The organism is Citrobacter sp. JGM124 (assembly GCF_018257795.1).
Classification (GTDB): Bacteria; Pseudomonadota; Gammaproteobacteria; order Enterobacterales; family Enterobacteriaceae; genus JGM124.
Genome location: NZ_JAERJD010000001.1, coordinates 540775 through 548971, shown reverse-complemented (window position 1 = coordinate 548971; position 8197 = coordinate 540775). Strand labels below are relative to the sequence as shown.

Below are 8197 nucleotides of genomic sequence, written 5' to 3'. Positions count from 1 at the left end.
ACCGAGCCTACACCCGCAATAACGATCAATGTCCCCGCAGCCCCGGCACTCAAAGCTATCCAGTCCTGATCAACCCAGGCACGATACACCCACAACCCGCCTTCGGCGATAACACTCAGACCAAACAGCGCCAGCCCACAAGTGACCAGTCGCCGCCACAAACTGTGCTTCGGACGCAGGGCCGCCACCACAATAGCCTCACTACGGTCATCATCTGTTTCTGTTGCCCTTTCTTGAGGGGTAAAGTATTCCGACTCTTGCTCACTAAAGGTGCGGGCTGTTTTTGCCTTTTCTATGGCGTCATCCTGCTGAGTTGCCGCAAAGTCGATACGTGGTTTAATTGATTGGTTCATTGCAACTTGTCTCCAATTAAGAAATCCAGCGCGGCATCCATGCGGATATGAGGCAACGGGCTGTCAAAACTCATCACGCGCGGGCGGAACTGTTCAAACTGGAATTGTTGCTGTTGCCAAAATTCCGCCCCCGGCAGTCGTGGTGGCACATCCCCCGGATAAACGGTCAGGGGGGCACCATCACTCAGCCGCTCACCGCGCAGGGCGGGTATCTGCTCACCGTCAACCGTCACCAGGCCACTCTGTGTGGCTTGCACCGAAGCGATTCCCATACAGTTCATATTCACACCTTCAAAGGCGACATGCTGCCGGGCTTCAAGCACCAGCTGGGAAAGCAGCGACACCAGATTTTCATGCTGATCATGGGTTACGTGATCAGCTTTGGTGGCAGCAAACAGGAGTTTGTCGATAACCGGTGAAAACAGACGGCGATAGAGTGTACGCTGGCCGTAATGAAAACTTTGCATTAACTGACTCAATGCAAGCCGCATATCATTAAACGCCTGAGGCCCACTGTTCAGTGGCTGCAGGCAGTCAACCAACACAATTTGGCGATCAAAACGTACAAAATGTTCTTTATAAAATCCTTTGACGATTTTTTCGCAGTAGTAATTAAAGCGGGCACGTAACATACCAAAGTTAGTGCTGGGATCAGCCTGAGCCAGTTTAGACTCCCCCAGTGTTTCGATACCCGGCCAGGGGAAAAATTGCAGTACCGGGGCGCCGGCTAAATCGCCGGGTAGTACGAACCTGCCGGGCTGAATGAAGTGCAGGCCTTCATTTTTACACGTTCGCAGGTATTCGGTCCAGGACTCAGCAATAGCCGCCAGTTGACTTTCATCTGCTGGGGCAAACGGGTCCAGCCCCGCGCAACGGGACCGCCATTCGGCGCTCCATTGATGACGGTCTCCTTGAATCATTCCCGTCATCTGTCGTGACCAGCTAAAGTAGTCCTGGTCAAGCATCGGGAGATCCAGTAGCCATTCCCCAGGATAATCGACAATCTCAAGATAGAGTGTCGATATATCTTTAAGATGTCGCAGAAGACCATTCGCAGGACGATAGCGTAACGCCAGACGCATTTCACTCACCCCCCTTGTGGCCACTGGCCAGGCGGGGGGGGAACCATAAAGTTGAGCCAGTCCCTGGTCATAGGTAAAACGCTGTAGCCCCAAATCACGTTGAGCAACACGTTTAACCCCCAGCAAACGCCCTTCTCTTGCCACACTGAATAGCGGTAGTCGGGCGCCAGTATTGGCACCCAGGAGTTGGTTCACCAGTGAAGTGATAAATGCGGTTTTACCGCTACGGCTCAAACCGGTTACCGCCAGTCGTAAATGCCGGTCAACACCGCGATTAACCCATGCACTGAGTTCATTTTTAATTCGGTTCATCCCTATCCTGATATCTTGAGATATGTCATCTTCAATTACCCTGGTGACCCAGCACAGCCTGGCAGCCAATAAATGATGGCCAAACTACTAAGAGGCTGCACCGTCATGTCACTGTGGTAACCCGTTGGACCGATGTATCAGAGCTCACGAAAATTACTGCGTAACTGGAAGGTGTCTGATGTGACATAACGCTCCATGGCACGCAATCGTTGTTCCCCCGAACGCAGCTCTGTATCAACAATATTGAGGAGTTCACGGGAACCCGGTGCACTGGACTGCCATTGCTCATCTGCAGGCATCGGGTCAAGTAAAAACGTGAGTACGATATATCCCACCAGCACGAAAAACGCCAAGCCGAAGAAAAAGGCCAGAACGGTGATAATTCTGACTAATTTAACCGGAATATCAAAATACTGTGCAATACCTGCACAAACCCCTTTAATCATCCCTTTTTCTGGAATACGCCATAATTTACGGCCCTGAATCTCAGTCATCATCATTGATTCCTCCAGCCTGTGTGTTCAGTATCAAGGATTTGTTCCAGTGCGTGAATACGCTCACGCATTTGGCGAGCTTCTTCGGTCAGCTGCACCAGCCTCTGTCGCTCATTGGCGGATAGCCGGGCCCCTCCACTGCGATTGCTGTAATGTAACCAGAGCCAAAGAGGGGCAACAAAAAATAGAAAAATCGTCAAAGGTATCGCAAGGAAAAGCGCGCTCATAGGTACTCCTTACTCGCCTGTCTTACAGTGATGCGCACCACCGTCAGACAGAATTATTAATCGCGGCCAGAATTCATTTTGGCTTTTAACGCTGCAATTTGCGCGCTAATTTCATCATCGGCTTTCAGTTCTGCAAACTGCGTATCCAGTGACGTCGGTTTACCAAAACGCTGACTCTCCGCCTCTGATTCCATCTGGTCAATACGACGTTCAAAAGAGTCAAAACGTGCCATGGCCTGGTCCAGTTTGCCGCTGTCCAAATGACGGCGCACGTCACGGGAGGATGACGCAGCCTGATGGCGAAGGGCCAGAGCCTGCTGCCTGGCACGCGTTTCACTGAGTTTGTTTTCCAGCTCACCAATCTCCAGTTTCATCCGTGCCAGGGTTTCATCAACCTGACTAATTTCGCGTTCCAGCACAGCAATTAAATCTGTCAGTTTCTGCTTTTCAATTAAAGCAGCACGTGCCAGATCTTCTTTGTCTTTACGCAGAGCCAGTTCAGCCTTTTCTTGCCATTCTTGCTGTTGTGTTAACGCCTGTTCAACCCGCCGCACCAGCTGTTTTTTTTCAGCCAGGGCTTTGGCTGAAGTAGAACGTACCTCCACCAGCGTGTCTTCCATCTCCTGAATCATCAGGCGCACCAGTTTCTGTGGATCTTCAGCTTTTTCCAGCAAGCTATTGATATTGGCATTTACAATATCGGCAAAGCGCGAAAATATACCCATAATGTTTTCTCCATCACTATTTTAGTCTGTCATTCGGAATTGAGTTATCCCTCAAATACTTTTTTTGCAAAACACGTGCCAATTATTATGGTTATGATTTTAAAGGTTTTTTAAATTTTGACCTAATGGAACGCACTGCTATATTAAGTCAATAACACTAACTATTAGTTAATTTAACCATGCAAAAAAGTAAAGATAACCTGATTGGTGAAGCCAATAGCTTTCTTGAAGTACTGGAGCAAGTTTCCGAAGTGGCGCCATTAAACAAACCGGTACTGGTGATTGGCGAACGGGGAACCGGTAAGGAGCTGATTGCTAACCGCCTGCACTTCTTGTCTTCACGCTGGCAGGGGCCATTTATCTCATTAAACTGTGCCGCACTGAATGAAAACCTCCTGGACAGTGAGCTGTTTGGTCATGAAGCGGGGGCCTTTACCGGGGCACAAAGACGTCACCCTGGTCGCTTTGAGCGTGCTGAAGGCGGCACATTATTTTTAGATGAACTGGCAACAGCCCCAATGCTGGTTCAGGAAAAACTGCTACGGGTCGTGGAATACGGTGAATTAGAACGTGTGGGTGGCAGCCAGTCCCTGCAGGTGAACGTCCGCCTGGTGTGTGCGACCAATGCAGATCTTCCCCTACTGGCTCAGCAAGGCAAGTTTCGTGCTGACCTCCTTGACAGGCTGGCATTCGATGTAGTGATGCTCCCCCCTCTGCGTGAACGTCAGGCCGATATTCTGTTGCTGGCTGAACATTTCGCCATGCAAATGTGCCGGGAACTAAAGCATCCCTTCTTCCCGGGCTTTAGTGATAAAGCCCGTCAAGCACTGTTAAATTACGGCTGGCCCGGGAATATACGGGAGCTTAAAAATGTGGTCGAGCGTTCCGTTTATCGTCATGGAAACAATGAAAAAGTGCTTGATAACATGATTATCAACCCTTTTGCCAGTAAACCCCCCCCGTTCCCCGCCACTGAGAACTCCTCAGTACTACAAGCGTCCGGGAATTTGCCTGAATTACCGATGGACTTACGTCGGTTTCAGCATCAACAAGAGTTGCAACTGTTAACACAGAGCCTGCAAAAAGCGTTGTTTAATCAACGCCGTGCTGCTGAACTTTTAGGCATTACCTATCACCAGCTCCGGGCGATGATGAAAAAACATCATTTGAACCCTGGGGCATTCAATTAAAACGCGCCATGGATACCCAGGAGTGCGGAACATAAATATGGGTGCCAAAAAGAAACCCTGTGGTGGTGACTACGGCCAGAAGCCCACATAACAACATAAAAAATATGCAGAATTAACACAGATAAAGATCATCTCTTGAGGTTTAAAAGATATGTACTAATATTGAATTGTTAATATCAACGGGGTATTTAAGCAACGAATCCAGGGAGCAATTATGCGGATAACTAAAAAAAATGGATATAATATATTTTTCACTGACAAAGGTGCTTTTTTAAATGATTTAATATTCACCGATAAGCTTAAAGACTTTGTCGTGAAGCAACTTTCCACTGAAAATGAAAAAAGAGAAGTTTTTTTAATAGACTATCATGGGCGTAAGTTTGTCATCAAACGAGACAGAGAAATAGACCGTCGCTTTGAAAAGAAACTACAGTCCTTTATCTTCGCCTCATGTAACGTGAAGATGATGAAAAAGCTAAGGGAATATGAAAAAGAATTGACGCATGTTACTACTATGATTCATTTTTTAGCTGAAAAAAGGCGTTTCAGAAGAGTAATTGATAGCTATATTGCTTACGAATATATAGAAGGCACGCCATTAAAATCAATTGATGATTCAAATAAACATGCTGTTGCAAAATGCATTTCCACATTGCACAAATGCGATCTGGCATCGAATGATATCCATTGTGGGAATTTCATTCTCGATAAAGACCGCAATTTAAAGGTCATCGACTTATCGATCAAAGGCAGCCTTTTAAGATGCAAGGCAAATGACCTGGTCTTACTGAACGATAAATATGGAATCAAGCCATCACGAGAGAATATGGCTTATCATCTCGTAAGTATACGAAATAAAATAAGAAGAACCTTAAAAAAGATGAGAAGTCACAAATAATACTGCGCTCCCGAATGCGGCTCTTTTACTGACTATGATCATGATATGGCATTACAGAGCGCGATCTGCCTGCGCCACGCGCAGACATTCCAGGCACCGGCAAGTACTTCAGACCTGCAGGTTACGGTCAACAAGGCATGTCACATTAACAAAACGCTATCTCGCGTCATTCACAGGGATTTTGGGAACCAGCCAGAGTGCGATACAATTTGCATTATCACCTGAAAAGATACAGACCTTTATGCGCGCATTCATCTCTTCCCTGTTACTGAGCTTATGCTGTCTGCAGGGTATCGCCCGGGCCGCCCCCCCCGATACAAAGCCTGTAGATATCCGCCATAACGGCTTTATCTATTGTGTTAATGGCCAGGTTAATACCTTCAATCCGCAGATGGCCAGTACCGGTCTCACCGTCGACACCCTGGCGGCACAACTCTATGACCGCTTGCTGGATGTTGACCCCTATACTTATCGTCTGGTACCTGAGCTGGCTGAACGCTGGGAAGTCCTGGATAATGGCGCAACCTATCGCTTTCATCTGCGTCCCGGCGTTCAGTTTCAAAAAACGGCCTGGTTTAGCCCGACCCGAACCTTAAATGCCGATGATGTCGTGTTTACTTTTCAGCGTATTTTTGACCGTAACCATCCCTGGCATAACGTGAATGGTGGTCATTATCCCTACTTTGATAGCTTACAGTTTGCAGAAAGTATTAAAGAGGTACGTAAGCTGGACCAGAATACGGTGGAGTTTCGCCTGAATAAACCCGATGCCTCTTTTCTGTGGCATATGGCAACGCATTATGCCTCCGTAATGTCAGCCGAATATGCTGACCAGCTGACCCGGGAAGATAAACAGGAATTGATGGATCGCCAGCCTGTCGGAACAGGCCCTTTTCTGCTGAGTGACCATCGTGCCGGGCAATATATCCGTCTTGCGCGCCATCCGGGGTATTGGCGAGGCATACCATTAATGCCTGAAGTAGTACTGGATTTAGGGTCCGGGGGAACCGGCCGTTTATCCAAACTGATCACCGGTGAGTGTGATGTGTTAGCCTGGCCCGCAGCCAGCCAGCTTAACATTTTACGTGATGATCCTCGTTTGCGTCTGACACTGCGTCCGGGGATGAATATTGCCTATTTATCATTTAATACCAACAAACCGCCGCTTAATAACCCGGAGGTCCGCCACGCTTTGTCACTGGCAATTAATAACCAGCGTCTGATGCAGTCCATCTATTATGGCACGGCGGAAACGGCAGCATCTATTTTGCCCCGGGCATCCTGGGCCTATGATAATGATGCCCGGGTAACCGAATATAACCCTACCAAAGCACGGGAATTACTGGCCTCGCTAGGTATTAAAGATCTTGAACTGACGTTGTGGGTGCCAACCAGTTCACAACCCTGGAACCCCAGCCCCTTAAAAACCGCAGAGCTGATTCAGGCGGATATGGCGCAGATTGGCGTTAAAGTGACGATTGTGCCAGTGGAAGGACGCTTTCAAGAAACCCGGCTGATGGATATGAACCATGATATGACACTGGCGGGCTGGTCAACGGACAGTAATGATCCGGACAGTTTTTTCCGTCCGTTACTGAGTTGCCCGGCCATTGAATCCCAGACGAATCTCTCCCATTGGTGTAATCCACAATTTGATTCAGTATTACAAAAAGCACTGTCCTCACAACAACTGGCTTCCCGTATTGATGCCTATCATGAAGCACAACAGATTTTGTCTCAGGATATGCCTTTACTTCCCCTGGCCTCCTCTTTGCGTTTGCAGGCATCTCGCTACGATATAAAAGGACTGGTCTTGAGCCCATTTGGTAATGCGTCGTTTGCCGGTGTCTCTCGGGAGAATGTTGAGGTGAAGAAATAATGATAATTTACACGTTGCGACGTTTGATGTTGTTGGTTATCACCCTGTTACTTCTGTCCCTTGTGGGATTCTCATTACTCTATTTTACGCCCCATGCCCCGTTACAGGGCGTTTCGCTCTGGAATGCCTGGCTTTTCTGGGCTGAAGGCCTGATGCACTGGGATTTTGGGGTGTCGAGTATTAATGGGCAGTCCATTAACGCACAATTACATGATGTTTTCCCTGCAACCATGGAATTATGCCTGCTTTCGTTTTCGCTCGCCTTGTTACTGGGAATACCGGTTGGCATCCTGGCAGGGATCATGCGGAATCGTTGGCAAGATAAGCTTATTAGTGCCCTGGCTCTGGTGGGTTTTTCGATCCCCGTCTTCTGGCTGGCCCTGCTGTTGATCATGTTCTTCTCGCTGACCCTTGGCTGGCTCCCGGTGTCCGGACGTTTCGACCTGTTATATGAGGTAAAATCGGTAACCGGATTAGCCCTGGTAGACGCCTGGTTGACGGACTCACCTTATCGTCATGAAATTATCGGTAGCGTTGCCCGGCATATGGTTTTACCGGTAGTCGCCCTGGCCGTGGCCCCCACGACTGAAGTTGTTCGTCTGATGCGGCTCAGTACCATTGATATCTGTGAGCAAAATTATATTAAGGCCGCAACAACACGTGCCCTGTCACGCTTTACCATTATTCGTCGTCATGTGCTCCATAATGCGCTTCCACCGATCATCCCACGCCTGGGACTACAGTTTTCAACAATGTTAACCCTGGCGATGATAACGGAAGTGGTATTTAACTGGCCCGGACTGGGACGCTGGTTGATCAGTGCCGTACGTCAGCAAGATTATGCCGCTATTTCCGCCGGTGTTATGGTGACGGGGACACTGGTGATCGTGGTGAATATTTTATCCGACATCGTCAGTGTATTGACCAGCCCGCTGAAAAATAAAGCGTGGGGCAGTATCCGATAACAGTAACCACGTCGTTTGATGCCGTTTGAGTGCGGATGCTGTCAGCCCGATGAAACGGCTTCATATAGACTA

General features: G+C 48.3%; 8 protein-coding genes and 1 pseudogene. 4 read left to right on the top strand and 5 right to left on the bottom strand.

The window, feature by feature from the left end:
* The 5 genes and pseudogenes from JK154_RS02570 to pspA form a co-directional block, all read right to left on the bottom strand.
* Positions 1-353: pseudogene (locus JK154_RS02570) on the bottom strand (TIGR01620 family protein); the annotation flags it as partial.
* Positions 350-1747 (bottom strand): YcjX family protein, encoded by a 1398-nt coding sequence (locus JK154_RS02565; RefSeq protein WP_211990906.1) that lies wholly within the window; start codon positions 1745-1747, stop codon positions 350-352. The pseudogene JK154_RS02570 and the gene JK154_RS02565, both read right to left, overlap by 4 nt.
* A 137-nt stretch (positions 1748-1884) precedes the next feature.
* Positions 1885-2244 carry an envelope stress response membrane protein PspC gene (gene pspC / locus JK154_RS02560; protein ID WP_211990953.1) on the bottom strand — a complete coding sequence of 120 codons (360 nt, stop codon included), beginning with the start codon at positions 2242-2244 and terminating at the stop codon, positions 1885-1887.
* Positions 2244-2468, bottom strand: a complete 225-nt coding sequence (gene pspB / locus JK154_RS02555) for an envelope stress response membrane protein PspB (protein WP_211990905.1) — start codon at positions 2466-2468, stop codon at positions 2244-2246. The genes pspC and pspB overlap by 1 nt, the downstream gene beginning before the upstream one ends.
* Positions 2469-2524: 56 nt before the next feature.
* Complete coding sequence (pspA, locus tag JK154_RS02550; RefSeq protein ID WP_211990904.1) at positions 2525-3193, bottom strand: phage shock protein PspA; 669 nt, start codon at positions 3191-3193, stop codon at positions 2525-2527.
* Between the two features lie 179 nt (positions 3194-3372).
* On the opposite strand from pspA, the gene pspF reads away from it, so the two are divergent.
* The 4 genes from pspF (at position 3373) to sapB (ending at position 8125) form a co-directional block, all read left to right on the top strand.
* Complete coding sequence (pspF, locus tag JK154_RS02545; RefSeq protein WP_211990903.1) at positions 3373-4383, top strand: phage shock protein operon transcriptional activator; 1011 nt, start codon at positions 3373-3375, stop codon at positions 4381-4383.
* A gap of 214 nt (positions 4384-4597) precedes the next feature.
* Positions 4598-5281, top strand: coding sequence for a lipopolysaccharide core heptose(II) kinase RfaY (locus JK154_RS02540; RefSeq protein WP_211990902.1), 684 nt, complete (start codon positions 4598-4600; stop codon positions 5279-5281).
* Positions 5282-5522: 241 nt separating this feature from the next.
* Positions 5523-7160, top strand: a complete 1638-nt coding sequence (gene sapA / locus JK154_RS02535; protein ID WP_211990900.1) for an ABC transporter substrate-binding protein SapA — start codon at positions 5523-5525, stop codon at positions 7158-7160.
* Entirely contained in the window at positions 7160-8125 is a 966-nt protein-coding gene (gene sapB, locus JK154_RS02530) for a putrescine export ABC transporter permease SapB (RefSeq protein WP_211990899.1), read from the top strand. Before sapA ends, sapB begins: the two co-directional genes overlap by 1 nt.
* The last annotated feature ends 72 nt before the right edge of the window (positions 8126-8197 follow it).